The sequence below is a fragment of the Nocardiopsis sp. N85 genome (assembly GCF_028882275.1).
Lineage (GTDB): Bacteria > Actinomycetota > Actinomycetes > Streptosporangiales > Streptosporangiaceae > Nocardiopsis > Nocardiopsis lambiniae.
Genome location: NZ_JARBUT010000010.1, coordinates 175334 through 198168, shown reverse-complemented (window position 1 = coordinate 198168; position 22835 = coordinate 175334). Strand labels below are relative to the sequence as shown.

The following is a 22835-nucleotide window of genomic DNA, read 5'->3' as shown; positions in this document are numbered from 1 at the left end:
CCCGCCCCACACCAGGAGGACCGCGCGCATGACCCCGTCCACTCCCGAGGCCCCCGACACGGGGGCGTCCGCCGACCCCGTCGAGTTCCCGATCGCCCGTTCCTGCCCCTTCTCCCCGCCCGACGCCTACGCGCCGATGCGCGAGCGGGGCACCCCGACCAAGGTCGCCGTCCCCGGCGGCAAGGAGGCCTGGCTCGTCACCGGTTTCAAGGACGTGCGCGCCGCGCTGTCCCACCCGGCCTCCAGCTCCGACGCCCGGCACCCCGCCTTCCCGGCCCTGGGCGACGGCGAACAGGCGGTCGCGGCGGAGCTGCGCCCGTTCATCCGCATGGACCCGCCCGACCACACCCGGGTGCGGCGCATGCTCGTCGGCGAGTTCACGGTCAAGCGGGTCCGGGAGATGCGGACCGCCATCGAGGAGATCTGCCGCGAACAGGTGGAGTACCTGCTCTCCCGGCCGATGCCGGCCGACCTCGTCGGCGATTACGCCAACCGGGTCTCCACCACCGTCATCTGCCGACTGCTCGGCGTTCCGATGGAGGACCTGGAGTTCTTCCGCCGCATCACCTCCATCTCCGGAGCCCGCACGAGCACGGCCGAGGAGGTGGGCGCCGCGCTGGCCGACCTGTTCGGGCTCATCGACCGACTCATCGACGAGAAGGCGCAGAGCCCCGGGGACGACCTGATCAGCCGACTGGTCAACGGCCCGCTGGAGCGAGGGGAGATCACCCGGCACTCGCTGCTGTCCCAGATCGGCATCACCCTCAACGCCGGGCACGAGACCTCGCGCAACATGATCCCCCTGGCCGCGCTGGACCTGCTGGACAACCCCGACCAGTTGGACCTGCTGCGCGAGGACCCCTCACTGTGGCCGGGAGCGGTCGACGAGCTGCTGCGGCACCTGTCGGTCGCCGATGTCATCACCCTGAGGGTCGCCACCGAGGACATTCCGCTGGAGGGCGCGACCATCCCCGCCGGGGACGGGTACATCGCCCTGCTGGCGGCGGCCAACCACGACCCGGAGGCGTTCCCCGAACCCGGCGGCCTCGACATCGCGCGATCGCAGCGCAACCACGTCGCCTTCGGCTACGGCGTCCACCAGTGCGTCGGCCAGAATTTGGGCCGCCTGGAGATCGAGGTCGCCCTGCGGGTCCTGTTCGAGAAGGTCCCGACCCTGCGGCCCGCGGTGCCGGTCGGCGACCTGCCGCTGCGCTCCTCCTCGGCGATCTTCGGCCTGGAGGAGGTGCCCGTGTCGTGGTGACCACCGATCCCGACGGCGGCGGGCTCGTGCTCCACGCCGACACCGACGTGTGCGCCGGCGCGGGCCAGTGCGTGCGCGCCGCCCCCGAACTCTTCGACCAGGACGACGACGGCCTGGTGGTCGCGCTCACCACCGGGATACCGGCCGCCTCCTCGGCACGCGCCCGGGAAGCCGTCGACCTGTGCCCCTCGGGCGCCATCGGCGTCCGGGTCCTCTCCCGCCCTGACGGCCGGGAGAACCACATCCCCCCTGGGCCGTGACGGTCACGGCCCCGAACAGAAACGAGAATCCACCGATGAGACGACAAGCCCTCTTCACGGGCCTGTCCGCGATGGTCCTGGCGGCCTCCGGCTGTGCCGCGAGCGGGGACGGACCGGGCGACTCCGAGCAGACGTCGACCCTGCGCTACGCGGCGGTCGGCGCGCCCGCGGCCACCACGAACGATCCGCACGGGCGGGTCGGCAACGAGTCGGACTACCTGCGCTTCGCCATGCTCTACGACGTCCTCACCGTCCTCGACGAGAACGGCGTCGCGCAGCCCAGGCTCGCCGAGTCCTGGGAGTCCGAGGACGAGGACCTCACCCACTGGCACGTGTCGCTGCGCGAGGACGCCGTCTTCTCCGACGGTGAACCCGTCACCGCCGACGACGTCCTGTTCTCCCTGCGGCGCATCCAGGGCAAGGGCGCCGAGAACAACGGCCGCCTGTCCGTGTTCGACCTGGAGTCCTCCGAGGCCTCGGGCGAACACGAACTCGAACTGGTGACCCTGCTGCCCTACGCCGAGGTCGGCGTCGCCCTGTCCTCCCTCACCTTCGTCGTCCCCGAGGACAGCGATGACATCGTCGAACCGGTCGTCGGCTCCGGCCCCTTCGTCCTGGACGGCGCCGACGACACCACCGCCACCCTGACCCGCAACGAGGAGTGGTGGGGGCCCGAACCCGGGGTGGACCGGCTGGAGATCACCGCGATGCCCGATCCGTCCGCACGCGCCTCCGCCGTCGCCTCGGGGCAGGCGGACGTCGCCGGGAGCGTCGCACCCGCCACCGCTCGGCAGTACGCCGAGGACGACGCGGTGGAGGTCGTCACCCGGCCCGGCGGCGTCAACTACCCGCTGGTGATGGACCTGACGGTCGCCCCCTTCGACGACCCCGAGGTGCGCGAGGCGGTCAAACTCGCCCTGGACCGCGAGGCGCTGGTGGAGACCGTGTTCCTCGGCTACGGAAAGCCGGGCGCGGACATCGTCAGCCCCTCGGAGCCCTTCGCCCCGGAGGCCGACCCGGTGACCCGCGACCTGGACCGGGCCCGTGAACTCCTGGAGGAGGCCGGACACGAGGACGACGTCTCCCTCACCCTGCACGCCACCAACTCCTATCCCGGCATGGAGGAGGCCGCCGTACTGGTCTCCGAGCAGCTCGCCGAGGCGGGCATCGAGGTGCGGGTCGAGGTCGGGCCGCCCGACACCTACTGGACCGAGGTCTGGAACGTCGAGTCGTTCTACCTCAACAGCCTGGGCGGCAGCGGGTTCGTGGACTTCTCCCGAATGGCGCTGGTCACCGACGGTCCGATCAACGAGACCGGCTGGTCCGACGAGGAGTGGGACGCCGACTTCGACACGGCCCTGGCCACCGCCGACGAGGCGGAACGGCACGCCGTCCTCGGCGACCTCCAGCAGCGCATCGCCGACGACGGCGGCTACGTGGTCTGGGGCATCGGTGACGGTATCGACCTGACCGCCGCCGGGGTCACCGGTCTGCCCACCGGACCCGGGTTCCACCGCTTGCAGATCGAGCAGGTCGAGGTGGCCGGCTGATGCGGCCCCCTCAGGCGGCGCCCTCGGGCGCCGCCCCCCGGCGCCGGAGCGGGGTCCCCCCGCTCCGCGCGCCGCTGTGGGCCCTGGCCCGGGGGGTCCTGCTCCTGTGCGCGGTGTCGGTGGTCGTCTTCGCGGCCACCTCCCTGCTTCCCGGGGACGCCGCCGAGTTGCGGGCCTCCCCGGGGGCCACCGAGGAACAGATCCGGGCCCTGCGCGAGGAACTGGGACAGGACGCCGAGCCGTGGCGGCTCTACCTGTCCTGGGTCGGCGGACTGCTGGGCGGCGACCCGGGGACGTCCCTGGTCAACGGCCGCCCGGTCGCGGACGCGGTGGCGCAGCGACTGCCCGCCACCGCCACGCTCGTCGGCGGTTCGCTGCTCCTGGCCGCGCCCGCCATGCTCCTCCTCGGCGGGTGGGCGGGGTCGGCCCGGCGCGGACGCGCGGTACCGACCGCGCTCCTCACCGGCGGCGCGGCCGTGCCGACGGTGGTGGTCGCCGCCGGCCTGGCCGCCCTGCTGTCCGGTGCCCTGGGATGGGTGCCGGCGGTGTCCCTGCTGCCGCCGGGACGACCGCCGATCCAGAGCCCCGAACTGCTGGTCCTGCCGGTGCTGTCCATGGCCCTGCCCACCGCGCTGTTCGGCGGTGGGCTGCTCGCGGGAGCCGTCGCCGACGTCGTGGGCCGCCCCCACGTGGCGGACGCGCGCCGTCGGGGCCGTCCGCCGTGGGCGGTCGCCGCGGTGGACGTGCTGCCCTTCCTGATGGCCCCCTTCGCCCGGGTGCTGGCGGTGGCGGCCGGCGGTCTCATCGCCGCCGCCACGGTCGTCGAGACCCTCTTCGGGTACCCGGGCCTGGGCTCCCTGCTGGTCTCCTCCATCGCCTCGCGCGACGTCCCCGTGGTCCAGACGGTCGCACTGCTCGCGGCGGCCGTGGTCCTGGCGGGCCTGGCGCTCGCCGACGCGGTGGCGGGCGGCACCGACCCTCGGAGGCGGACGTGGTGAGCCGGATCCTCATGTTCGTCCTCCTCGCCGTGGTCCTGGCCACGGCGGCCCTGGGCGGATGGGTCGCCCCCCACGACCCGACCGCGCCCCTGGGCGCACCCTGGCGGGGCGCCGGCCCCGAACACCCGCTGGGGACCGACGCGCTGGGCCGTGACGTGTGGTCCCGGGTGCTGGCCGGGGGCGCCGGACTGATCTCCGTGTCCGTCCTCGCGGCCCTGACCGCCTCCTTCGTCGGCGTGGCCGGAGGCCTGGCCGCCGGCTGGGCGGGCGGAGCGCTCGACCGGGCGGCGACCGCGCTCACCGATCTCCTCCTGGCCGTCCCCTCCCTTCTCCTGGCGCTCGTCGTGGCCGTCGCCCTGCCCGGGCACACGGCCGTCGTGGTGGCCACGGTGTGCGGAGGGGCGCCGCTCACCCTGCGGGTGGTGCGCGACGCGGTCCGCTCGATCAGCGGCGCAGGGTACGTGGAGGCCGCCCGCTGCCGGGGCGAGAGCGGCGCGGCCATCCTGGTCCGCGAGGTCCTGCCCGCGATGAAGGGGGTCGTCACGGCGGACCTGGGGCTGCGCCTGGTGGTGGCGCTCCAGATCGCCTCCGCCCTCAACGTGCTCGGGTTCGGGCCCTCCCCGCCCGAGCCGGACTGGGCCCTGATGCTGCGCGAGAACATGGTCGGCGTCGCGATGAACCCCTGGTCCGTGGCCGCCCCGGCCGCGGCGCTCGGCCTGACCACGGTGCTGCTGGCGCTCTCGGTCCAGCTCGCCGCCGACCGGGATCCCGTCGCTCCCCGGTGGAGAAGGAGGAACGTCCATGTCGGGCTATGAGGTCACAGGGCTGCACGTCGTGGACCGGTCCGGCCGGACGATCGTGGGCCCGGTCGACCTGGACGCGCCCACGGGGAGCGTGGTGGCGGTCATGGGCGCCTCGGGCGGCGGGAAGACCAGCGCCGTCCTGGGCGCGCTGGACGCGCTGCCCGCCGGTCTGCGCCGGGTCGGCGGCCACGTGCGGTGGGAGGGTTCCCCCGTGCCGCCGGGCCGGGCCGCGCGTCGCTGGCGGCGCGACCGCGCCGGTCTGCTCGGCCAGGATCCGGCCTCGGACCTGCACCCGTTGCGCACCGTGACGGGACTGGTGCTGGAGGGCCTGCCCGGGGGGCCGCGGCGTCGGCGCGTCGAAGCCGCCCACCGGATCCTGGGCCGTCTGGGACTGGACGCGGCCGAGGTGGCACACCGGCGCCCGCACGAGCTCTCCGGAGGGCAGGCCCAGCGGGTGGCCTTGGCCCGGGCGATCGTCGGCGACCCGGCGCTCCTGGTCCTGGACGAGCCCACCAGCGGGCTCGACCCGGCGACCCTGGAGAGGGTGATCGAGGTCCTCGCCGACCGCAGGGGGGCGGCGGGTCGGGCCACGATCGTGATCACCCACGACCGGGCGTTCGCCGAGCGGGTGGCCGACACGGTGGTCGTGCTCGGGGAGGTCCCCCCGGGTCCCCCGCTCCCGGCGGACGCGGCCCCGGGCGGGGAGGGCGCGGCGGTGCTGGAGTTGCGCTCGCTGGCCGTCGACGCCCCCGGTGGCGGTCCGGCGCTCCTCGGAGGGGTCGACCTCGCGGTCTCCCCCGGAGAGTTCGTCGCCGTGGTGGGGCCCTCGGGCAGTGGGAAGTCCACGCTGCTGCGCGCCGTCGCGGGCCTGCACCCGCCCCGCGCGGGGACCGTGACGGTGGCGGGCGGGGAGGCGCCGGTCGCGGTCGCGGATCGCGGCCGTGACCTGCTGCGCGCCGTGCAGTTCGTGGGCCAGGACCCGATGGGCGCCCTCCATCCCTCCCATCGGGTGGGCGCGGTGCTGGCCCGTCCCGCCCGTCTCCTGCTGGGGGCGTCGCGGGAGGAGGCCCGGGACCGGGCCGTCGCCCTGATCGCGGAGGTCGGCCTGCCCGCCGACGTCATCGACCGTCCGCCCGGCGGGTTGTCGGGCGGGCAGCGCCAGCGGGTGGCGATCGCCCGGGCGCTGGCCGCCGATCCGGATGTGCTGCTCGCCGACGAGGTGACCTCGGCCCTGGACGCCCGCAGCGCCCGCACCGTCCTGGACCTGTTGGACGCCCTGCGGGCCGAACGGGGGCTGGCGGTGCTGCTGGTGACCCACGACCGGGCGGTCGCCGCCCGGGCGGACCGGGTCCTGACGGTGGACCCCGAGCGTCGGACGCTGCTCCCCGCCCCGGCCGTCTCCGGCGCCCGCTGACGAGGGTCCCCTCCGGCCGCCGGGACACGGCGGGGGCCGCCCCTCCTTCCACGACGCGGGGGAGGGGCGGCCCCCTTCTCGGATACGGCGTCGTTTCGAGGACCTCACACGGAGGGCGGGTGGTCGGTGGAGGCCGGGAGCGTGACGTGCGAGAACGTGACGCGCGCGGGTCAAGGATTCGCTGACCCGCCGCCGGGCGGTTCCCTTGGGAGACGATCTCTGGTCGACTGGGTGGGTACGCGATCCGTGCGCTTCGCGACGACGGGGCCGGGATCGACGGATCGTCTTCAGGGGGAGAGATGACAACGGCACATCTCGTGCACGAGGATCACGCGCATCGGCACGGTGCCACCTGCGGGCACGTGGCGGTGCCCCACCAGGGGCACGTGGACTACGTGCACGACGGGCACCTGCACCACGGACACGAGGACCACTGGGACGAGTGCGCCGCCGGAGAGGGGCACACCGTCCACGAGGGGCACGACCACCGTCACGGTGAGGGTTGTGGACACGTGGCGGTGCCGCACGAGGACCACGTGGACTACGTGCACGACGGGCACCTGCACCGCGAGCACGAGGACCACTGGGACGAGCACTCCTCCGGTTCCTGACCGGTGCGCGCCGGACCTACGGCGCCCGACCGGATCGACGGCCCCGTCACGTCCCCTCGGGGACGTGACGGGGCCGTCACGGTCGGCGGGCATCGCGGGGGTGGAACACCCGCTCCGCCCTCCTTCCCATCACCAGCTGGACTTGGTGATGCCCGGGAGTTCTCCGCGGTGGGCCATCTCGCGGAACCGGATGCGGGAGAGCCCGAACTTGCGCAGGTGTCCGCGGGGGCGTCCGTCGACGGAGTCCCGGTTGCGCACGCGGGTGGCACTGGCGTCGCGGGGCTGGCGGCGCAGTTCGGCCACGGCCGCGGTGCGCGCCTCCTCGTCGGTGTGCGGGCTCTTGATGAGGCGCTTCAGCTCGGCCCGGCGCTCGGCGTAGTGGGCGACCACGGCCTTGCGCTGCTCGTTGCGGGCGATCTTGCTCTTCTTCGCCATGTCAGACCTTCTCCCCGCGGGCGCGGATGTCGGCGACCACGCGCTCGATCCCCCGCGCGTCGATGACCTTCATCCCCTTGGTGCTCACCTTGAGCTTGACGAACCGCTGCTCGCTGGGCAGCCAGTACCGCTTGCTCTGGATGTTGGGGTCGAACCTGCGCTTGGTGCGCCGGTGGGAGTGGGAGATGGCGTTTCCGAAGGCGGGTGCCTTCCCCGTCACCTGGCAGACGCGTGACACGGTGGTTCCTCTCTCTCGTGGATCCGGTGGGTCCCTCAGACCCGGGCGGACGGGGTGTTGGAGGGGTAGGGGAGCAGGGCCATCTCGCGGGCGTTCTTGATCGCCGAGGCGATCAGGCGCTGCTGACGGGCGGTGACCCGGGTCACCCGGCGGCTGCGGATCTTCCCCTTCTCGGAGATGAACTTGCGCAGCAGGGCGATGTCCTTGTAGTCGATGTAGTCCATCTCGCCGAGCGGGTTGGCGAACTTACGGGCCGGTTTGCGCTTGGCGGCGGATCGGCGTTCGTTGGCGGGCATGGTCACCTTTCTGAGAATTCTGCGAAGGGGTCGGTCAGGAACTCCTGGCCGGATTCCTCGTCGGTCACCAGGCAGGAGTCCAGCAGGCCGATCAGTTCGTCGACCTCCATGTCGACGCCGGTGAAGGCGAGGTGCTGGCGGCGGTCGCCGATCTCCGGGTTCCAGTCCAGACGGGCGCGGACGCGCCGCGCCTCCGGGACGAGTTCGAGGGCCGCCTCGGGGAGGGCGGCCAGCCAGGGGCCTCCGTGCTCCACCATCAGCAGGTCCCCGTAGGACTCCCAGACGAGGAGGTCGTCGGGACGGCCGGCCAGCCAGAACCTGCCCCGGCCGCGCGATCCGAGGGAGACGACGCGCTCCAGCGCGTCCGCGAACCTCTCGGGGTGCAGGGGCCGGGTCCTGGTCCAGGTGACGGTCCGCACCCGGCCGTCCGCACGGTCTCCGTACCAGGCCCAGGCCGGGTTGGACCGGGCGTGGGCGGCCTCCGTGTCGAAGGCCCCGCGGGTGAACCCGGCCAGGCCCGTCCCGGCCCCGATGACCGCGGCGGCGGGGTTGAGCTGTTCCAGCAGGGCCCGGATCCCGTCCGTGCCGTGCTCCGCGTCCGCGCCGTGCACGGTGATCGCCGAGGCGTACTCGACCTGTCGGGAGAGCACCTCGGTCACCGAGCGTTCGTCGTCCTGGGCGATGTCCAGTTCGCGGTCGTCCAGGAGGTCGTGGCAGTACAGGTCGTCGAGGAGGTCCTCGGACCGGACCGCCGCGATGACCGCGGTCAGGTGGAGGGCCTCCTCGTCCGCGATGCTCTCGGCGATCAGCCGCGGCTCGACGCCGTCCCAGGCCTCGACGACGCACAGGTCGTGGGCCCCCTCATCGGCGGTGCGCAGGAGGAACGGGATCAGGTCCTCGCGCACCGTGCAGGAGGCGCACGCGTGGACGAGGTCGACCTCGTGTTCGTCGACGGCGCCGGTGCCGTCACGGGTGAGGCGGCGGACCGTTCCCTCTCCGATCTCGGACATGTCGTGGTGCACGACCACGGAACCGTCGGATTCGGCCAGCAGGGCGTCGACCGTGTGTCGACGGGCCGACCGGTGCATGCCCACGACCAGGGTCACACGCATGGGTCCCCCTCTCATGTTCTACCAAGAGTGAAAACGATAATCGTTTCTAGATTGTACGCGCAACGCGACGGAGTGTGCGCGACCGGGCTCGCGGTTCGTGCGGGTTCGTGTCGGTCTATACTCGTGCAACGAAAACCGTTTTCATTATCCCCCAGGGGCGGCACCCCCACCGGCCGGGGTGGTCCCGCGCTCTCGCCCCGCCCCGCGGATCCCCGAAGAGAGGAACCCCCACCGACCATGAGCACGCGCAGCCCGCAACGCGCCGGGCCCTCGGCCCCCGTCCGGGCCCCCCGGCGGCGAGCGGACCGGGACCGGCGAGGGTTCACCGCCGCCTTCGCCGTCCTCGCCCTGGCGCTCGCACTCGTGGCCGTCGTACTCGCCTCGACCGCCACCGGAGCGGTCGACCTGAGCCCGCTGGACGCCGCCAGGCTCCTCCTGGGCCACCTCGTCCCCGGCATGCCCTGGATGACCGACGGGACCTACACCGTGCTCCAGGACCAGGCGGTGTGGGGCTTCCGACTCCCGAGAGCCCTGCTCGCCGCCCTGGCCGGAGCCTCGCTGGCCCTGGCCGGCGCGCTCATGCAGGCCGTCGTGCACAACCCGTTGGCCGAGCCGTACGTCCTCGGCGTCTCCTCCGGTGCGGGCGTCGGCGCGGTCCTCGTCGTCGTCGGCGGGGCGGTGGGCGGCCTGTCGCTGTCCACGGCCGCCTTCGCCGGGGCCGCGACGGCCACCGCCGCCGTCTACCTCCTCGCCCGCAGGAACGGCCGGATCGCCCCGCAGCGACTCATCCTCGCCGGGGTGGCCCTCGGCGCCCTCTTCAGCGCGATCACCAGCTACCTCACCCTGACCACCGAGGCGCAGAACGTCTTCAGCGTCATGTTCTTCCTGCTCGGCTCGGTGTCGGCCGCGACCATGGACTCCCTGCTCGCGCCGGCCTTGGCGCTGCTGGTCGCGCTGATCGTCGTCGGCGCGAACGTTCGCGGGATCAACGCCCTGCTCGTCGGCGACGAGGCCGCCGCCTCCCTGGGCGTCTCCGTGGACCGGCTGCGCACCGTCCTGCTGCTGGTCTCCGCCCTGCTGGTGGGCGCCGTCGTCTCGGTGAGCGGCAGCATCGGCTTCGTCGGCCTGATCATCCCGCACATCGCCCGCATCCTGGTGGGCACCGACCACCGGATCATGCTCCCGGTGAGCGTGCTCGGCGGAGCCGTCTTCCTGACGGCGGCCGACCTGATGGCCCGCACCGTCGCCGCCCCCGTGGAGATCCCCATCGGCATCCTCACCGCCGTGATCGGCGCCCCCTTCTTCCTGTGGCTCCTGCGCCGCGACCGCGCCTCGACCGTGGGGATGGACCGATGAGGGTCGCACTGGAGGGGGTCTCCGTCGCGCGCGGGGGCCGGACGATCGTGCACGAGGTCTCCGTCGAGGCGCCCTCCGGATCGGTCCTGGGGGTCCTGGGCACCAACGGCAGCGGCAAGTCGACGCTGCTGCGCACCGTGCACCGGGCGCTGCCCCCCATCGCCGGCCGGGTCCTGCTCGACGGCGACGACGTACGCGCTCTGCGACCGCGCGAGGTCGCCCGCCGCGTCGCCGTGGTCGCCCAGGACTCCCACGAGGACTTCGGGATCACCGCCCTGGACTCCGTCCTGCTGGGCCGGACCCCGCACCACCGCGGATTCTCGCCCGACACCGCCGAAGACCTGCGCATCGCCCGGGAGGCGATGGACCGGGTGGGCGTGCTCGACCTCTCCCGGCGCCAGGTCGCGGAACTCTCCGGCGGAGAGCGCCAGCGGGTCCTGCTGGCTCGGGCCATCACCCAGCGGGCCCGGGTGCTCGTGCTGGACGAACCCACCAACCACCTGGACATCGCCCACCGGCTCGAACTCATGGACCTCATCGGCGAACTCGGTCTGACCACCCTGATCGCCCTGCACGACCTCGACCTCGCGCTGGCTCACTGCGACCGGGTCGCGCTGCTCGTCGACGGCCGACTGGAGCGGACCGGCGCCCCCGCCGAGGTCCTCACCGTGGACGTCCTGCGCGACCGTTTCCGCGTCGACGCCGACATCGTCCAGGGCCGGGACCGCCCCCACCTGCTCCTGCACGGTGTGGCCCGTCCCGCCGCCACCGACCCCGCCCCCCGCACCCTCATGGAAGGCACACGATGAACCACCCGTCCGCGACCCGAGGCGGTCGATCCCTCACCGCGTTCGCCCTCACCGGCGCCGCCGCCCTCATGCTGAGCGCCTGCGGAACCTCGGTGGCCCCCGAGGCGTCCCCGGAGGCGGAGACCGCCGAGGGCTACCCCCTCACCGTCGAGAACTGCGGGACGGACCTGACGTTCGAGGCCGCTCCGACGAGCGTCGTCGGCCTCAGCCCCTCCCAGACCGAACTCCTCGTCGAGCTGGGCCTGGCCGACCGCCTCGTCGGCCAGGCCCAGGTCGCCCACTACGAGCTCGACGACGACGTCACCGCGCGGATCGCCGACGTGCCCGTGCTCAGCGAGGACACCCCGCCCACCCGTGAGGACCTGCTGAACGTCGCCCCCGACTTCGTCTACTCGCCCACCGGGTACGAGTTCACCGCCGAACAGGGCTTCGCGAGCATCGAGCAGCTCTCCGAGGCCGGCGCGAACGCCTACACCGCCACCGGCGGCTGCTTCGACCGGCGGGCCGTCGGCACGGTCGACGACCTGTTCACCGACATCGAGAACCTGGGGTTGATCTTCTCCGTCCCCGGGCCCGCCGAGGAACTCGCCGACCAGGGGCGTGAACGCCTGGAGGCGGTCACCGACACGATCGGGGACGCCGAGCGGACGAGCGTCGCCCAGCTCTACGTCGAGGGCACGACCGTCTCGGCGATCGGCGGCGGTGTGGAGTACGACATCATCGACCGCGCCGGCGGCGCCAACGTCTTCGATCGCGACGAACCCGCGTTCGCCGACTTCTTCGCCGCCGTCATCACACCGGAGGAGGTCACCTCGCGCGACCCCGACGTCATCGTGTTCGCCGTCAACGACGACGACCACGAGGCCGCCACCCGCGCGCACCTGGCCGAGACCTTCCCCGACGTGGCGGCCGTCGCGGAGGACCGTCTGGTCGCGATCCCCAACTCGGACCTGTTCCCCGGGACCCTCGGCAACATCGACGCCGTCGAGCGGATCGCCGCGGAACTGCACCCCGAGCTGTTCTGACCGGCCCCGACCGGTTCTGAGGGGCTTCGACGCGCACCGCGGGCCCGGGCGGGAGCCGACCGGCTTCCTCCCGGGCCCGCGGGCTCCGGCGCTGCGCACCCCGTTCCGTCCGGCTCCCGAGCCGCCCCGACCCCGCCGAGCATGAGAGGCGCACCATGTACCTGAACAGCGGGATCCGGCCCTTCCTGCTCCCCGTGCGCGGCAGGGTCGCCGCGACCACCCTGGCCGCCGTGGCCGCGGCAGCCTTCTCCATCGGGGTCGCCTTCGGCCTGGCCGACGTGACCGGGGCGCTGCTGCGCTGGGAGGAGGGGGGAGCGTCCGCCGTGGCGGCGGCGCTGGCCGCCACCACCGCCTGCGCCGTGGGCCGGGGCCTGTGCCTGTGGCTGCGCGACCAGTTGGCGATGAGCACCGCCGCCCGGGTCAAACGCGCGGTCCGGGCCCGGGTGATGGGCAGGATCTACGAACTCGGCCCCGGCCACACCTGGTCGGGCGGGCGCGGCGGGGTGCAGTCGACCGCCGTGGACGGGGTGGAGCACCTCCAGGGCTACATCGGGTTCTACCTCCCCCAGCTGCTGGTGTCGTGGATCGTGCCGGCCGGTCTGCTGGTCGTCCTGACCGTGGTCGCGCCGACCGTCGCGGTCGTCGTGCTCGTGTGCGTGCTCCTGGTGCCCTTCGCCCAGCGCCTGTGGCGCCTGGTCCTGCGCGACCGGGCCCGGGACCACTGGGACCGCTACGAGGCGTTCGCCGACCGGATCGGCGACACCGTCCGGGGACTGCCGACCCTGGTGGCCCTGGGCGCACAGGGCCGGCGCCGCGCCCACCTGGCCGCCTCCGCCGAGGAGCTGCGGGAGGCGACCACGGCCAACATGCGTGCCTCACTGGGGGTGTCGGCGGTGATGTCGGCCGCGATGGCCGTGGGGACCGCGGGGGCGACGCTCACCGCCGCCTTCGAGGCCGCCCGCGGCACCCTGCCCCTGGAGTCCGTGCTGCTGGTCCTGTTCCTGTCCGCCGAGTGCTTCCGCCCCCAGCAGGAGCTGAGCGGCTACTGGCACGAGGGCTTCTACGGCATCGCCGCCATCGGCGCGATCACCCGGCTGCTGGACACCCCGACCCCGGTCCGGGACCGGGGCCCCGAGGCCCCGGAGAGGGGGCCGGACACCGCGCCCGCCGTGACCTTCGAACACGTGGGCCTCACCTTCCCCGGGGCCGCCGAGCCCGCGCTGCGCGACGTCTCCTTCACCGTCCCGGCCGGGGCGACGCTCGCGGTCGTCGGTGCCTCCGGCGCCGGTAAGACCACACTGGGCCGCCTGCTCCTGCGGGACATGGATCCCGACTCCGGGCGCATCCTGCTCGATGATCGCGACCTCACCGACCTGCCCCTGACCGGCCTGCGCCGCCGCACGGCCCGGGTCGCCCAGGACGTGGTCCTGCTGTCCGGAACGATCCGGGAGAACATCGCGTTCGCCGCCGGCCCGGAGGGGGAGGACGGCACCGGACCCCGGCGGGAGCGGGTCGCCTCCGCGATCGCGCGGGCCCGGGTGGACGACGTGGCCGCGCACCTGGACGCCGGGCTCGACTCCCCGGTGGGCGAGGGCGGACGTCTGCTCTCGGGAGGACAGCGCCAGCGCGTCGCCCTGGCCCGAGCCCTGGCCGCCGACGCGCGCCTGCTGCTCCTGGACGAGGCCACCAGTGCCCTGGACGCCGAGAACGAGGCGCTCATCACCGAGGTCCTGCGCGCCGAACGCGGCACGCGCACCATGGTCGTCATCGCGCACCGGCTCTCCACCGTCGCGCACGCCGACCTGGTCCTGGTCCTGGAGCACGGACGCGTCGCGGAGTTCGGCCCGCCGGCCGGGCTCGCCGCGGCCGGCGGCCGCTGGGCGGAACTCGTCGCGGCACAGCGCGTGGGCATCGGGGGGACACGTTGATCACCGAGCCGGGGAGCCGGGAGAAGGGGAACACGATGACCACGGCGAACGGAACGGCCGTGAGCGGCCCGCCCGAGGCGGGACTGGCCACGCTGCCGGGCATGTGGGCGGCCATCAGGGGATGGCGGGGCGTGTTCGTGCTCGGTGTCGCCTGCAACTCCCTGGCGCTCCTGGCACAGGCGGCCGCGGCCCTGGGCGGTGTGTGGGCCGTCGTCACGGTGTTCACCGGCGGCGGGGTGGCCGAACTGGCGGCGCCGGCGCTGTTCACCCTGGTCGCGGTCGTCGCGAGATCGATCACGTCGTGGCTGGAGAGCTGGCTCTCCCACGACCTCAGCTTCCGGGTGCTGGCCCGGGTGCGCCTGTGGGTGTACGACGCGCTCGCCCGGCTCGCCCCCGCCGGGCTGTCCCGTCGCCGCTCCGGAGACCTGCTCACCTCGGGGTTGTCCGACGCCGAGGCGTTGGAGATCTTCTACGCGCACTCCTCCCTCTACACGATCAGCGCGTGGGTGGCCACCCCCGTCCTGTGGGCCGGGCTGGCCATCGTGAGCCCGCCCGCCGCCCTGCTCACGGCCCCGGTGCTCGCCGCCTCCGTCGCGATCACCCTCTTCGCCCGGCGTTGGGCGCGGCCGCAGGGCGAGCGCGTCCGCTCCGCCCTGGCGGACCTGGGCGGGGAGGTCGCCGAGAACGCGGGCGCCGTCCGCGAGATCGTCGGCTACGGGCTGGTGCGGCGTCGTGCCGAACGCCTGGCGGCCCTCGACGACCGGCTGCTCACCGCCCAGTTCCGCAACGCCCGCCGGGCCGGCGCGGAGACCGCCGTGCTCGGCGTCGTCTCCCTCGCCGCCGCGATCGTCACCTCGGCCGTGGCCGGCTGGCAGCTGGAACGGGGAACGCTCGCCCCCGAAGCCGTTCCGTTCGCGATCGTGCTGGCGACCATGGCGACCACGCCGATCCTCCAGTGGGCGGCGATGACCCGCCACTACGGCACCACCGGGGAGGCCGCGGCGCGCATCGAGACGTTGCTGGCGGCCGAGCCGCCGATCGCCGCGCACGGGGAACGGCCGGCCGCGCCGGAGGGCGACGGCGCCGCGCACGCCCGCGGGATCGCGTTCGCGTGGAGCGAGGTCGACCCCGAGGCGTCCACCCGTCCGGCGGTCCGCGACCTCACCGTGCGGATCCGTCCCGGGGAGCACATCGCGATCGCCGGCCGGTCGGGATCGGGCAAGTCCACCTTCGCCCAGTTGCTGGCCCGGTGCGTGGACCCCGGACGCGGCGACGTCACCGTGAGCGGTGGGCCGCTGCGGGAGTACACGAGATCCGCGCTGCCGCGCGTGGTCTCGCTGCTGCCCCAGGACGTCTCCCTGTTCCAGGAGACGGTGCGCGACAACCTGATGCTGGCCACCGACGAGACCCTCACCGACGCCGACCTGTGGCGGGTGCTGCGGGTCGCGCACGCCGACGCCGTCGTCCGACGCCTCCCGGAGGGGCTGGACACGGTGCTCGCCGACAACGGGCGTTCCCTGTCCGGCGGGGAGCGCCAGCGCCTGGCCCTGGCCCGGACACTGCTGAACCCGGCGCAGGTGCTGATCCTGGACGAGGCGGTCAGCCAGCTCGACGCCGTCGGTGAGCACGACGTGCAGGACGCCCTCACCGGCACTCGGCGGGACAGGACCACGATCACCATCGCGCACCGGCTCTCCACCCTGCTGCACGCGGAGCGGATCATCGTCCTCGACGAGGGGCGTCCGGTCGGCGACGGCATCCACGCCGACCTGCTCCGGGACTGCCCCGCCTACCGCCGTCTGGTCGCCCCCCAGCTCGACGCCGTCCTCTGACCTCCCTGTCCGCCGAGGGAGGGGGTTCCGGCCGGGTCGGGCCGCGTCACGGCGGCGGTCCTTCTCCGGGAGGGCCGTTCGACGTTCTTTCCCCCGGGGCGTGCCGGAGTGGGAGGAGCGTCACCGGGGCGGGTCGGGCGGCAACGGTGCGAATCTCCCTGGCCGACGCGGTGTGAGAACGCGGTGGGAAGGCAAGGAAAGGTGAAGCGGAGCCGTCGGTGATCCCTGGAGAGCCACCCGTCGCCCGGGGACGCGGCCTCCGTCCGCGCCATCGCGCCCCGTGGCTTCCCGGGTGCGGACGAGTGAGGGAGAGACGGACATGGAAGATCAGGGCCCGGAGCCGTGCGTCCTCGACATCGAGGACATGACCGAGCGGAACGGGAACTTCCGCACCGCCGTGTGGACGGGGAGGAACCTCCAGGTCACCGTCATGTCCATCGAACCCGGCGGGGCCGTGGGGCTGGAGGTGCACCGGGACCGCGACCAGTTCCTGCGCGTCGAGGCGGGTGAGGCCCGGGTGGAGATGGGTCCCTCCCGGGACGAGGTGGACCTCGTGTACGAGGCGGGGGACGGTTCCGCCGTTCTCGTTCCCGCCGGTACCTGGCACAACATCGTCAACGCGGGCGAGGTCCCCTTGAAGCTGTACTCGGTGTACGCCCCCGCCGAGCACCCGCACGGCACCGTGCATCCGACACCGGCCGACGACCCGGAACGCCCGGCGTAGCCAGCCCCCGACCGCGCGCGGCACCGGTCGTCACGACGGCCCCGTCGGACGGGCCGCCCAGGAGACCCGGCCCCGGGGCAGGGTCTCCTGGGCCGGGCCGTTCACGGACGGTCGCGGGGCCGACGGCGGCCCCGGGGGAGGGGGACCGGCCGGGTTCCGGGGACGACCGTGTTGGACACCGAGCCGATGCCCTCCACCGTCAGGGTGACGGTGTCGCCGGGGCGCAGCGGGGAGGGTTCGCGGTGCCCCCGCCGCCCCCACAGTTCCGCCAGGCAGCCACCGTTGCCGCAGGTGCCCGAACCGAGCACGTCGCCCGGCCGGACCCGGGTGCCCCGCGAAGCGTGCGCGAGCATCTCCTCGAAGGTCCAGCTCATGTTGGACAGCAGGTCGGTGCCGACCACCTCGCCGTTCACCTCGGCGGTCAGGGCCAAGCGCAGGAAGCCCTCGTCGTCGCGGTACGGTTCGAGTTCGTCGGCGGTGACCAGCCACGGGCCCAGGGTGGACGCCGCGTCCTTGCCCTTGCAGGGCCCCAGGCCCACCCGCATCTCACGGGATTGCAGGTCCCGCGCCGACCAGTCGTTGAAGATCGTGTAGCCGAAGATGTGCCCCCGCGCCCCCTCGGGGGACAGGTCGCCCCCTGCGACACCGACGATCGCGGCGACCTCCAACTCGAAGTCGAGGACGTCGCATCCCGGCGGTACAGGGACCTCGTCGTGCGCCCCCACCAGGCAGGCGGGGTTGGCGAAGTAGAACGTGGGCGCGTCGTACCAGGCGTCCGGTACCCCGCTCTCCCCGCTCACACTGCGGCGCACCCCCTCCACGTGCTCCTCGAAGGTGACGAAGTCCCGGACCGAGGGCGGTTCCAGGGGCGGCAGCAGCCGCACCTCCGACAGGGGCACGGCGCCCCCCGTTGCGGGGACCGGGGTCCCGCGTACGAGGTCGAGCGGGTCGGTCCCCTCGGGGAAGGGACGGATCGCGTCGCCCTCCACCACGCCGCAGCGGCGCAGCCCCTCGTGTTCGTAGGCGGCCAGTCGCATCGGTGCTCCCCTCCCTACATCGGAGGGGCGACGAAGCAGCCGTTGTCGGGGTCGTTGAAGGACTCCTTGGCGACGAACTCGTCCATCGGATTGGCCGTGCCCCACTGGTCGGTGACCTCGGGATCGGAGAAGTCGTACATGTGCGGGTGCCAGGTGTCCTCGTCGAGGCGCTCCAGCTCCGTCGTGTACTCCAGGGTGTTACCGTGCGGGTCCATGAAGTAGGAGAAGGTGTTGTTGCCCGCCATGTGACGGCCGGGCCCCCAGATCTTCCGGACCCCGGCCCGCAACAGGCGGCCCGTGCCGCGCATGTACTCGTCGATGCCGCGCATCTCGAAGGACACGTGGTGCAGGGAGGTGTGCGGTCCCTTGGCCAGGGCGAGGCTGTGGTGGGTGGGGTTGCACCGCATGAAGTGCATGACCTCGCCCATCCTGGGGTGCATGAGGGTGTCGGACAGGGCGAAGCCCAGGTGCCGCTCGTACCAGAGGCGGGTGCGGTCCAGGTCGGGGGTGTTGAGCACCACGTGGGAGAGCCGGACCGGGATCGACTCCTTCTCCTCCACCTTGCGGTGCCTGCGGACCGCCACGTCGGCGGACACCTCGATGGTGCGGCCGTCCACGTCGAAGAACCGCATCCCGTAGCCGCCGCCGGGGGTGTCCACCGCTCCCGGCTCGGAGATCATCCGGACCCCGCCGCGGATGAGCCGGTCGCCGAGCGCGTCCACGTCGGCCGGGGTGGCGGCGCCGAAGGAGACCAGGTCGATGCGCTTCTCCTCGGCCCGGCGCAGGCGCACCACGTACTTCTCCGGGGAGCCCTCAGCGGCCAGGAAGGACACGCCGTTGTCGGTCTCGTCCTCGGTGAGCCGCCACATGTCGGTGAAGAAGGCGCGCTGTTTCTCGAAGTCGGGAACCGCCAGCGCGACGTGCCGGACATGGGTGATGAGTCGGTCGGTCATGGTCATGTCTCCTTGACGGTCGATCGGAAGAGGGACAGCGCGTTGCCGCCCGCGACGGCCGAGAGCTCCTCGGGCTCCAGCCCGGCGGCGCGCAGGGCGGCCACCGGACTGTCGGTGCCCATGTCGAAGGGGTGATCCGACCCCAGCAGCACCCGGTCGGCGCCGACGGTCTCCACCAGGTGGCGCAGGACGGCCGGGTCGTGGACGAGGGAGTCGAACCACATCCGCCGCAGGTAGGCGGAAGGGGGTTCGGCGCACCCCCGGGCGTCGGACCGTGCCCGCCAGCCGTGGTCGGCGCGGCCGATGTGGGTGGGCAGGTACCCGCCGCCGTGGGCGGCGACGATCCTCAGTCCCGGGTGCCGGTCCAGGACACCGGAGAAGATCAGGTGGGACAGGGCGACGGCGTTCTCGGTCGGCTGCCCGACGATGTTGGACAGGTACCACCGGTCCAACCGCTCGTCGAGCGTGCAGCCGAACGGGTGCAGGAACAACACGGCACCGGTGGCCTCGGCCCGTTCCCACAGCGGTTCGTAGGCCGGGTCGGACAGCTCCCGCCCGGGGGCGTGCGAGGAGATCTCCACCCCGCGTAGCCCCAGGGACAGGGCGTGGTCGAGCAGTTCCACCGCCAGGTCCGGGTGCTGGAGGGGGACCAGCCCCAGGCCGATGAGCCGCTCGGGGGCCTGGGCGCAGTGGGCGGCGACCCCCTCGTTGGCCAGGCGGTGCGCCCGGGCGGCGGGCTCGGGCGGGGCCCAGTAGTGGTAATGGGACGGGGAGGGGCTCACCACCTGCGCGTCCACGCCGGCCCGGTCCATGTCGGCCAACCGGGCGTCGACCTCGGTCAATCGGGGGAGCCGCTCGACGATCATGCCCCCGCTCACCCTGAGCGACTCGGGGCTGTTGCGGAGCGCGTCCAGGGCGCGGTGCTCGGCGTGTCCCGGCTGCCCGGCCACCGCCCGCTCCACCTCCGGGAGCAGCACGTGGGCGTGCACGTCGACGATCACGGTGCCTCCGAGACCAGGGCGGAGATCGAGCGCATCAGGCCGGGCACGTCGGCGTCGCGCACCCCGTCGAGCTGCCAGCGGGCCAGGGTGCAGGAGGCCTCCACCACGGCGCGGGCCCGCTCGAAGCGACGGTCCATGAACGCCGAGAACAGGGCGTCGTCGACGGCCGGGGCGTTCAGCAGGAGTTCGGCCAGCACCAGCGCGTCCTCCAGGCCCTGGGCCGCGCCCTGGGCCAGGGTGGGCGGGCAGGCGTGGGCGGCGTCGCCGATGAGGACCACGCGCCCCCGGTTCCACGGGCGCTCCACGAGCAGCGACTCGAACCAGGTGTAGTTGACCCGGTCGGAGGCGGCGATGTCGGCGCGGATCTCGTCCCAGACCCCGCCGTAGCCCCTGGACAGGTCCTCCATGTGCGCGGCCCGCTCACCGGCGTCCAGGTCGGTGTGCTCCCGGGCGCGTTCGACCAGGTAGGCGTACATGGTGTCGGGGCCGGTGGGGCAGTACCCGGCGATGAAGCACGGGCCGCCGTAGACCAGGTCGGTGCGCTCCACCGAGGCGGGCCTGCGGGTGTGGATGCGCCAGATGCCCATGCCGTTGGGCTCGGGAGCGGTGCCGATGCCGATCATGCGCCGCACGTCGGAGCGGATGCCGTCGGCCCCCACCACCACGTCGTAGTCACCCGAGGAGCCGTCGGAGAACAGGACCTCCACGTGGGTGCCGTGGTCGGTCAGGGTGCGTGCGGTCAGGCCGGGGTGCAGCCGCGCACCGGTCGCCAGGGCGCGTTCGGTGAGGATCGCGGCCAGGTCGGGCCGGTTCATGCCCAGGGTCGCGGGCAGGTCGGGGCCGCCGGTGCGCACGTCGGGGATCTCGGCCAGCAGCGTCCCGTCAGGGGCGCGCACGCCCAGGCTGTCGAAGGCGTGGCCGGCTTCGGAGACGCTCTCCCACACGCCCAGTTCACGCAGGACGCGCAGGGCGTTGCCCTGCACGGTGATGCCCGACCCGAGAGCCGTGGTGGAGGGTTTGAGCTCCGCGACGTCCACGCGCACGCCGGCGCGGGCCAGCAGGATCGCCGCGGCGAGACCTGAGGTGCCGGCGCCGATGATCAGGACACGTTCGACTGCTCTCATGGGGGATACCTCACTTGACGGCGATGGGATTGACGGGTGAGCCGACCGCCCCGGTGAACGGGATGGGCGCGGCGGTCAGGAAGAACTCGTGGACGCCGTCGTCCGCGCAGTGCGCGGCGAGCGCGTCGAGGTCCCACATCTCGCCGATGAGCAGGCCGATGTGGGGGATCGCCACCTGGTGGAGCGGTTGGAAGGCGTGATCGAACTCGTTGGGTCGGACCTCGAAACCCCAGGTGTCGGTGGCGATGGCGGCGATCTCGCTGGAGCGCAGCCAGGGAGCGGTGGTGAACGACAACCCCGGCGCCGGTCCGCCCGCGTAGTCCCCCCACCCCCGGCGGCGCGCCCGGGAGAGCTGCCCGGTGCGCACGCAGACGATGTCCCCGCGCCGGATGGTGACGCCGTGCGCGGCGGCGGTCGCGCTCAGGTGGTCGGTCGTGATGGCGAAGCCGTCGGGCAGCTCCCCGTCCTCGCCCAGGACCCGGCCCACGTCCAGCAGGACGCCCCGGCCGGCCACGGGCGCGGCCAGGTGCTCGATGCCGGTCACCAGGTCGCCCTCGGAGGTGACGACCTCGGCGGCGTCCCGGTCGTTCCAGGCCCTGCCGTGGTCGAAGATGTGCCCGAGCCCGTCCCACTGGGTGGAGCACTGCAAGGGCATGGACACCACGTCGTCGGCTCCGCCGATGCCGTGTGGGAAGCCCTGGGTGCCGCGGGCGGCGTCCACACCGGTGTCGAGCATGGTGTGCACGGGGTTGGTCCGCCGACGCCACCCCTTCTGGGGTCCGTTCATGTCGAAGCGCTGGGCCAGGGAGAAGCTCACCCCCAGGCGGATCAGTCCCGCGGCCGCCCGGCGTTCGCCCTCTCCGATGTGGTTGACGGTGCCCAGGACGTCGTCCTCGCCCCAGCGCCCCCAGTTGGAGCAGACGCGGGCCGCCTCGGCGATGGCGGCCTCGGGGTCGGTGCGGTCGAGCATCACGCCTCCTCGGCCACGCAGGTGTTGCGCTGCGCGCCCAGGCCGGTGATGGTCCCCTCCATGACGTCGCCGGCCCGCAGCAGGCGTCCCCAGTGCTTGCCGTTGCCGGCGGGGCTGCCGGTCAGCACCAGGTCGCCGGGGAGCAGTTCCGCCGTCCGCGAGGCGTAGGAGACGAGGCGGGCGACGTCGAAGATCATGTCCCGCGTCGACTCGTCCTGCATGGTCTCCCCGTTGAGCGTGAGGACCACGCGCAGGTCGCCGGGGTCGGCGACGAACTCCGCGGGCACCAGCCACGGGCCCAGCGGCGTGAAGGTGGGGGCGTTCTTGGCCCGCAGCCAGTCGGTGCCGATCTCCGGCATGTCCCGGCGGAACACCAGTTCGCGGGCGGTGATGTCGTTGGCGATGGTGTAGCCGGCCACGTGCTCCAGGGCCCGCTCCACCGGGACGCGGAAGGCCGGCTCGCCGATCACCGCGACCAGTTCCAACTCCCAGTCGGGCTCGGCGCACCAGTCCGGGATCACGACGTCGTCGTAGGGCCCGGTCACCGAGGTGGGCAGGCCGGTGAACATGTAGGGCAGGTCCTCGGCGGCCCGGCGGTCCATCATGGCGGCGACCTCGGCCCGCACCCGCTCGGCCGGGCGCCCGCCCTCGGGTTCGTGGGCGACGGCCAGGTCGATGACGTGGGTGCGGTAGTTCGCGCCGGACTGGAGGATCTGGCGGGGTCGCAGCGGCGCGTGTACACGCAGGTCCGCCACCCGCTGCCGGGCGTGGTGCGGGTCGGCGGCGGTCTCCCTCAGCACCGGCAGCACCTTCGCCCACCGTTCCAGGAGCCCGCGCACGTCCGGGTTCGAGCCCAGGGCGCTCCGCAGTCCCGGGACCCCGCGCAGGTCGATGACCTCCTCGTTCACGACCAGTCCGGGAAAGGGGAGCCCCCCTCCGAGGGAGAAGGTGCCCAGGGCGAAGGAGGGTGCTGTAGAGGGATCTGTTGCCACGGTGTTTCCTTCCGATGTGATGCCACTAACATTGGGCCACCGGGAGAGATCTGTGAAATAGATCTCTCATATGGATGGCATCCGCACGGTGAATGGCCGACGGAAG

23 protein-coding genes are annotated in these 22835 nt (G+C 73.4%); 13 read left to right on the top strand and 10 right to left on the bottom strand.

All coding sequences use genetic code 11. The features are described from left to right. The first annotated feature begins 28 nt into the window (after positions 1-28). The 7 genes from PWG71_RS16270 to PWG71_RS16240 all read left to right on the top strand — a co-directional run bounded on the left by PWG71_RS16270 (position 29) and on the right by PWG71_RS16240 (position 6897). The gene (locus tag PWG71_RS16270; protein ID WP_274810579.1) at positions 29-1261 is read left to right on the top strand and encodes a cytochrome P450; all 1233 of its coding nucleotides are present in this window, start codon (positions 29-31) and stop codon (positions 1259-1261) included. Then, positions 1258-1521, top strand: a complete 264-nt coding sequence (locus PWG71_RS16265; protein WP_274810578.1) for a ferredoxin — start codon at positions 1258-1260, stop codon at positions 1519-1521. The genes PWG71_RS16270 and PWG71_RS16265 overlap by 4 nt, the downstream gene beginning before the upstream one ends. Before the next feature lie 35 nt (positions 1522-1556). Then, on the top strand, positions 1557-3071 hold the full coding sequence (locus PWG71_RS16260; RefSeq protein ID WP_274810577.1) for an ABC transporter substrate-binding protein: 1515 nt from the start codon (positions 1557-1559) through the stop codon (positions 3069-3071). Next, a complete protein-coding gene (locus PWG71_RS16255) occupies positions 3071-4069 on the top strand; it encodes an ABC transporter permease (RefSeq protein ID WP_274810576.1) in 999 nt (332 codons plus the stop codon). The genes PWG71_RS16260 and PWG71_RS16255 overlap by 1 nt, the downstream gene beginning before the upstream one ends. Next, positions 4066-4884, top strand: a complete 819-nt coding sequence (locus PWG71_RS16250; protein ID WP_274810575.1) for an ABC transporter permease — start codon at positions 4066-4068, stop codon at positions 4882-4884. The genes PWG71_RS16255 and PWG71_RS16250 overlap by 4 nt, the downstream gene beginning before the upstream one ends. Further along, positions 4871-6286, top strand: a complete 1416-nt coding sequence (locus tag PWG71_RS16245; protein WP_274810574.1) for an ABC transporter ATP-binding protein — start codon at positions 4871-4873, stop codon at positions 6284-6286. Before PWG71_RS16250 ends, PWG71_RS16245 begins: the two co-directional genes overlap by 14 nt. Before the next feature lie 299 nt (positions 6287-6585). Beyond that, the gene (locus PWG71_RS16240; protein WP_274810573.1) at positions 6586-6897 is read left to right on the top strand and encodes a threonine dehydratase; all 312 of its coding nucleotides are present in this window, start codon (positions 6586-6588) and stop codon (positions 6895-6897) included. Positions 6898-7026: 129 nt separating this feature from the next. On the opposite strand, the gene rpsN is transcribed toward PWG71_RS16240, so the two are convergent. Genes rpsN through PWG71_RS16220 form a run of 4 tightly spaced genes read right to left on the bottom strand, consistent with a single transcriptional unit; the run spans position 7027 to position 8978 of the window. Continuing rightward, positions 7027-7332 (bottom strand): 30S ribosomal protein S14, encoded by a 306-nt coding sequence (rpsN, locus tag PWG71_RS16235; RefSeq protein ID WP_274810572.1) that lies wholly within the window; start codon positions 7330-7332, stop codon positions 7027-7029. Position 7333: 1 nt separating this feature from the next. Next, entirely contained in the window at positions 7334-7570 is a 237-nt protein-coding gene (gene rpmB, locus PWG71_RS16230) for a 50S ribosomal protein L28 (protein ID WP_274810571.1), read from the bottom strand. Positions 7571-7605: 35 nt separating this feature from the next. Continuing rightward, positions 7606-7866, bottom strand: coding sequence for a 30S ribosomal protein S18 (gene rpsR, locus PWG71_RS16225; RefSeq protein WP_274810570.1), 261 nt, complete (start codon positions 7864-7866; stop codon positions 7606-7608). Positions 7867-7868: 2 nt separating this feature from the next. After that, positions 7869-8978, bottom strand: a complete 1110-nt coding sequence (locus PWG71_RS16220) for a CobW family GTP-binding protein (protein WP_274810569.1) — start codon at positions 8976-8978, stop codon at positions 7869-7871. Between the two features lie 237 nt (positions 8979-9215). Between PWG71_RS16220 and PWG71_RS16215 the strand changes: the two genes are divergently transcribed. The 6 genes from PWG71_RS16215 (at position 9216) to PWG71_RS16190 (ending at position 16652) form a co-directional block, all read left to right on the top strand. Next, positions 9216-10334 (top strand): FecCD family ABC transporter permease, encoded by a 1119-nt coding sequence (locus PWG71_RS16215; protein ID WP_274810568.1) that lies wholly within the window; start codon positions 9216-9218, stop codon positions 10332-10334. Next, complete coding sequence (locus PWG71_RS16210) at positions 10331-11143, top strand: ABC transporter ATP-binding protein (RefSeq protein WP_274810567.1); 813 nt, start codon at positions 10331-10333, stop codon at positions 11141-11143. The genes PWG71_RS16215 and PWG71_RS16210 overlap by 4 nt, the downstream gene beginning before the upstream one ends. After that, the gene (locus tag PWG71_RS16205) at positions 11140-12168 is read left to right on the top strand and encodes an ABC transporter substrate-binding protein (protein ID WP_274810566.1); all 1029 of its coding nucleotides are present in this window, start codon (positions 11140-11142) and stop codon (positions 12166-12168) included. The genes PWG71_RS16210 and PWG71_RS16205 overlap by 4 nt, the downstream gene beginning before the upstream one ends. A 155-nt stretch (positions 12169-12323) precedes the next feature. Next, the gene (locus PWG71_RS16200; protein WP_274810565.1) at positions 12324-14096 is read left to right on the top strand and encodes an ABC transporter ATP-binding protein/permease; all 1773 of its coding nucleotides are present in this window, start codon (positions 12324-12326) and stop codon (positions 14094-14096) included. 35 nt (positions 14097-14131) lie between these two features. Beyond that, entirely contained in the window at positions 14132-15928 is a 1797-nt protein-coding gene (locus tag PWG71_RS16195) for an ABC transporter ATP-binding protein (protein ID WP_274810564.1), read from the top strand. A gap of 319 nt (positions 15929-16247) precedes the next feature. Continuing rightward, a complete protein-coding gene (locus PWG71_RS16190) occupies positions 16248-16652 on the top strand; it encodes a cupin domain-containing protein (protein ID WP_274810563.1) in 405 nt (134 codons plus the stop codon). Between the two features lie 101 nt (positions 16653-16753). Here PWG71_RS16190 and PWG71_RS16185 read toward each other — a convergent pair whose 3' ends face one another. The 6 genes from PWG71_RS16185 to PWG71_RS16160 are packed head-to-tail and all read right to left on the bottom strand — an operon-like array spanning position 16754 to position 22729. Beyond that, entirely contained in the window at positions 16754-17689 is a 936-nt protein-coding gene (locus PWG71_RS16185; protein ID WP_274810562.1) for a fumarylacetoacetate hydrolase family protein, read from the bottom strand. Between the two features lie 14 nt (positions 17690-17703). Continuing rightward, positions 17704-18642, bottom strand: coding sequence for a VOC family protein (locus PWG71_RS16180; RefSeq protein ID WP_274810561.1), 939 nt, complete (start codon positions 18640-18642; stop codon positions 17704-17706). A gap of 2 nt (positions 18643-18644) precedes the next feature. Continuing rightward, positions 18645-19643, bottom strand: a complete 999-nt coding sequence (locus PWG71_RS16175; RefSeq protein WP_274810560.1) for an amidohydrolase family protein — start codon at positions 19641-19643, stop codon at positions 18645-18647. Further along, positions 19640-20767, bottom strand: coding sequence for an FAD-dependent monooxygenase (locus PWG71_RS16170; RefSeq protein WP_274810559.1), 1128 nt, complete (start codon positions 20765-20767; stop codon positions 19640-19642). The genes PWG71_RS16175 and PWG71_RS16170 overlap by 4 nt, the downstream gene beginning before the upstream one ends. A 10-nt stretch (positions 20768-20777) precedes the next feature. Then, a complete protein-coding gene (locus tag PWG71_RS16165; protein ID WP_274810558.1) occupies positions 20778-21737 on the bottom strand; it encodes a cyclase family protein in 960 nt (319 codons plus the stop codon). After that, the gene (locus PWG71_RS16160) at positions 21737-22729 is read right to left on the bottom strand and encodes a fumarylacetoacetate hydrolase family protein (protein ID WP_274810557.1); all 993 of its coding nucleotides are present in this window, start codon (positions 22727-22729) and stop codon (positions 21737-21739) included. The genes PWG71_RS16165 and PWG71_RS16160 overlap by 1 nt, the downstream gene beginning before the upstream one ends. Between the last annotated feature and the right edge of the window lie 106 nt (positions 22730-22835).

Coding starts and splice junctions, on each gene's coding strand:
- PWG71_RS16195 (WP_274810564.1), top strand. CDS start 14,132: ATGACCACGGCGAACGGAACGGCCGTGAGCGGCCCGCCCGAGGCGGGA.
- PWG71_RS16220 (WP_274810569.1), bottom strand. CDS start 8,978: ATGCGTGTGACCCTGGTCGTGGGCATGCACCGGTCGGCCCGTCGACAC.
- rpsN (WP_274810572.1), bottom strand. CDS start 7,332: ATGGCGAAGAAGAGCAAGATCGCCCGCAACGAGCAGCGCAAGGCCGTG.
- rpsR (WP_274810570.1), bottom strand. CDS start 7,866: ATGCCCGCCAACGAACGCCGATCCGCCGCCAAGCGCAAACCGGCCCGT.
- PWG71_RS16215 (WP_274810568.1), top strand. CDS start 9,216: ATGAGCACGCGCAGCCCGCAACGCGCCGGGCCCTCGGCCCCCGTCCGG.
- PWG71_RS16270 (WP_274810579.1), top strand. CDS start 29: ATGACCCCGTCCACTCCCGAGGCCCCCGACACGGGGGCGTCCGCCGAC.
- PWG71_RS16245 (WP_274810574.1), top strand. CDS start 4,871: ATGTCGGGCTATGAGGTCACAGGGCTGCACGTCGTGGACCGGTCCGGC.
- PWG71_RS16185 (WP_274810562.1), bottom strand. CDS start 17,689: ATGCGACTGGCCGCCTACGAACACGAGGGGCTGCGCCGCTGCGGCGTG.
- PWG71_RS16240 (WP_274810573.1), top strand. CDS start 6,586: ATGACAACGGCACATCTCGTGCACGAGGATCACGCGCATCGGCACGGT.
- PWG71_RS16200 (WP_274810565.1), top strand. CDS start 12,324: ATGTACCTGAACAGCGGGATCCGGCCCTTCCTGCTCCCCGTGCGCGGC.
- PWG71_RS16210 (WP_274810567.1), top strand. CDS start 10,331: ATGAGGGTCGCACTGGAGGGGGTCTCCGTCGCGCGCGGGGGCCGGACG.
- PWG71_RS16190 (WP_274810563.1), top strand. CDS start 16,248: ATGGAAGATCAGGGCCCGGAGCCGTGCGTCCTCGACATCGAGGACATG.
- PWG71_RS16205 (WP_274810566.1), top strand. CDS start 11,140: ATGAACCACCCGTCCGCGACCCGAGGCGGTCGATCCCTCACCGCGTTC.
- PWG71_RS16255 (WP_274810576.1), top strand. CDS start 3,071: ATGCGGCCCCCTCAGGCGGCGCCCTCGGGCGCCGCCCCCCGGCGCCGG.
- PWG71_RS16170 (WP_274810559.1), bottom strand. CDS start 20,767: ATGAGAGCAGTCGAACGTGTCCTGATCATCGGCGCCGGCACCTCAGGT.
- PWG71_RS16165 (WP_274810558.1), bottom strand. CDS start 21,737: ATGCTCGACCGCACCGACCCCGAGGCCGCCATCGCCGAGGCGGCCCGC.
- PWG71_RS16260 (WP_274810577.1), top strand. CDS start 1,557: ATGAGACGACAAGCCCTCTTCACGGGCCTGTCCGCGATGGTCCTGGCG.
- PWG71_RS16180 (WP_274810561.1), bottom strand. CDS start 18,642: ATGACCGACCGACTCATCACCCATGTCCGGCACGTCGCGCTGGCGGTT.